At 48.0% G+C, this 3197-nt stretch carries 1 pseudogene; it reads right to left on the bottom strand.

The window, feature by feature from the left end:
- Nucleotides 1-29: 29 nt before the first annotated feature.
- Nucleotides 30-3197 (bottom strand): annotated as a pseudogene (locus ICN31_RS10570) (hypothetical protein); the annotation flags it as partial.

Consider the following 3197-nt stretch of genomic DNA (forward strand, 5'->3'; position numbering starts at 1 on the left):
CCTTAATCAACAACTGAGATACTCACTCACTAAACCTGATGCGTTCCAAAATAGTCACTATTACTTTGCATTGGATGCGTTAGATCATTAGAGAGATTGATCGCAAAGCTAGATGCATTGATATTGGTTGCCGCGGTATAGTCATTGGCGCCGTTAATAATGAAGGATAGGTTGGTATTGCCGTTATCGCCTGCATAGGTCCATTGACCACTACCAGCGCTCGTCTCATGCTGGAACTCAATTTGCAATAAACCAGATCCTGGATCATAGGTGATCATCGCCTCTGGTGTGCCATCACTTTGGGCCGAGTCATTAATAAAGCTAGCACCATAACCCACGTTCAGTTGATAGTGGAAGCCAGTACCAGTGCCCCCCGCTAAGAAGTTGAGTAAGAAGTGATCGTTCTCACCATAGCGGTTAAAGTCCATGATCGTGCCACCAAAGCCGTTTAAGGTCGATGGATCAATGCTATGGGTTGGATCTAAAGTCAGTCCAAATAGATCATCGCCATAGCCACCATAAATGGTGTCATCACCACCATAGCCAGCAATGGTGTCAGCGCCGCCATTGCCAACCAAAGTGTTATCACCCGTATTACCCATGACTACGTTATCTTGCTCATTGCCATAGAGATAGCTTGGTAATGACATCAGATTCGGTGTGGCGCCAGGCATATTCGCTAAAGCCGCCCTCTCAATGTTAGCGCCCATATAGTAGCCATTAGCAGTCACTATCACGCCATCAACACCCTCGTTATAGTTCTCAGCAATATACTCATTACCGGTGTACAGATAGGTATCATTATCAGCGCCGCCATAGAGCCAGTCGTAGGAACCACCGCCGATGAGCACATCATTACCAGCACCACCATACAGATTGTCATAACCTGTGCCGCCGTTTAGAACATCATTACCTTCGGCGCCATTGATGTAGTCATTACCATCGCCACCAAGCAAGGTATCTGCGCCATAAGAGCCCATCAAACTATCATCACCATTCTCACCTAAGAGCGTGCTATTGCCTGCACCAGTATAGAGAGTGTCATTACCATTGCCACCATAAATGGTATCAAGATCATGAACACCATCGGTGCCAGCTAAGATGCCATTCTGTGAGCCATTACCGTATAACAGGTCATTACCATCACCACCGAACATCACATCATTGCCATTACCAGCCATCACATAATCATTGCTGGTGGTGCCATATAAAGTGTCATTGTTATCCGATAAACCAATGCCCTCAAAGCCCCAAGCGGTAATGGTGCCAAGACCATTACCGCCGTTGGTGATAAATGTGCCAGCACTATAGGTGGCACCATCGTAGTAAGCGTTCGCTACAGTACTCAAGCTTGCTAGGTTAATCACTAAAGCAGTACTTTGAGACTGATATTTAGACCAGTCCAGATTCACGACAGTGTTATCAGCCAAGCGCATTGCGCCAAGGTCAACGGTTAAGCCGTAGTTCGAGTTAGCGCCCAAACTGACCCAGTCAAAGCCGCCGGCGCCAACTAAGGTGTCATTACCACGACCACCTTCAATCCAGTTATCGCCATCAGTACCCACAATCGTGTCATTAAAGTTAGTACCCACGATGCCATCGAAGTTGTACACCAGGTCGGTACCCGCATTAACGTTAACGCTACCAGTAACCGTGTAAGCCTTAATGAGGTTGTTCGCATCAAAGCGGTAGTCATAGTAATTGAGGTTGGCCTTAATACCATCACCATTGTGATTGGTTAGGGTTGCTAAGAGGTTGTAACCATAACGACCATCATTCTTGCTAATGGTGTCAGCAATATTACCGGTACCGTAGATGAGTATGTCCATATTGCCGTAGCTACCATCTAAAGTGTCATTACCCGTGCCACCCGTAATCACATCATTACCACCACCACCCGTCATCGTATCATCACCCGCAAAGCCATTAATCCAGTTGTCGTACTGATTGCCCGTGAGGATATTGCTATATTCTGTACCGATGATGCCTAGGTAACTAGTGCTGTAATAGTCGCTACCGCTCATGGTGAAGGCTTGCGCACTATCAACTAAGCGCACGTTCTCAATATAGCGGAAGTGTGAGGTATCACTCATATCTACGGTGGCGCTGGCATAAATCCAATCCACACCACCGGTATTAATCAGGCCACCATTAGAGCCCGCTGCTAAGTTAGCGGCATCGATTGCGTAGTCACTAGCAGAGTCAACGTAGTAAGTATCGTTACCCGTGCCACCGTACATGGTGTCGTTACCGGTGCCACCATCGAGCGTATCATCACCCGATTGGCCCCAGAGCACGTCGTTGCCGGCACCACCAATGAGGTAATCACTCGTACCGCCAGCCATGCCATCCGATAGTAAGAGGTTAGCAGTATCGCCATACAGTGTGTCATTACCAGCCCCACCATCTAGTGTATTGCTGCCCGTGTTGCCAACTAGGACATTGGCCAAACTATTACCAGTACCGTTACCGCCAGTCACGCCAACAAAGGCCAAGCTCTCCACGTTGTCAGCCAAGGTGAACGAGCCATTCGAAGTAATAACCGTGTCATTGCCTTCGTTGGCGTATTCGATCATCTTTGAATAAGGCATGAAGTAGTTTTCGTTGATGATATAAATATCATCACCAGTACCGCCATAGAGGGTCTCATAATAGCCGGTGCCCGGATCAATGATGTCGTTACCAGCGCCGCCATAAATAGTATCTAGACCTGCATTGCCATAAAGGGCGTCATTACCATCGCCACCATAGATGGTGTCGTTGCCATTACCGCCAGACAGATAATCATTACCCGATAAGCCGCTCAGAACATCATTACCATCGCGGCCATACAGTTTGTCATTACCAGCGCCGCCAGTCATCGCATTATCTAAGTTATTACCTAAACCTAAATAGGTGAGCCCACTATTAAAGTAGGTCATGGTGAGGTTTTCGACGTTAGTCGGCAGGATATAACTCACGCGTGCTTGCACCGTATCCGTACCAGCGTAATAGTCTTCGATAATCTTATCGGCGTACGAGTACACCACATAGGTATCGTTACCTTGGCCACCCATCAGGGTATCGCCACCAGCACTGCCGGCAGCAGTTCCGCCACCACCATCTAAGACATCATTACCAGCAAGGCCGAGTAAGGTTTGGTTAGCAACAGAGGTACCGGTCAGGATGTCGTTGGCGGTGGTACCGGTGATGGTGGG

It is taken from the genome of Polynucleobacter sp. UB-Piko-W3, from assembly GCF_018881635.1.
In the GTDB taxonomy this organism is placed as follows: Bacteria; Pseudomonadota; Gammaproteobacteria; order Burkholderiales; family Burkholderiaceae; genus Polynucleobacter.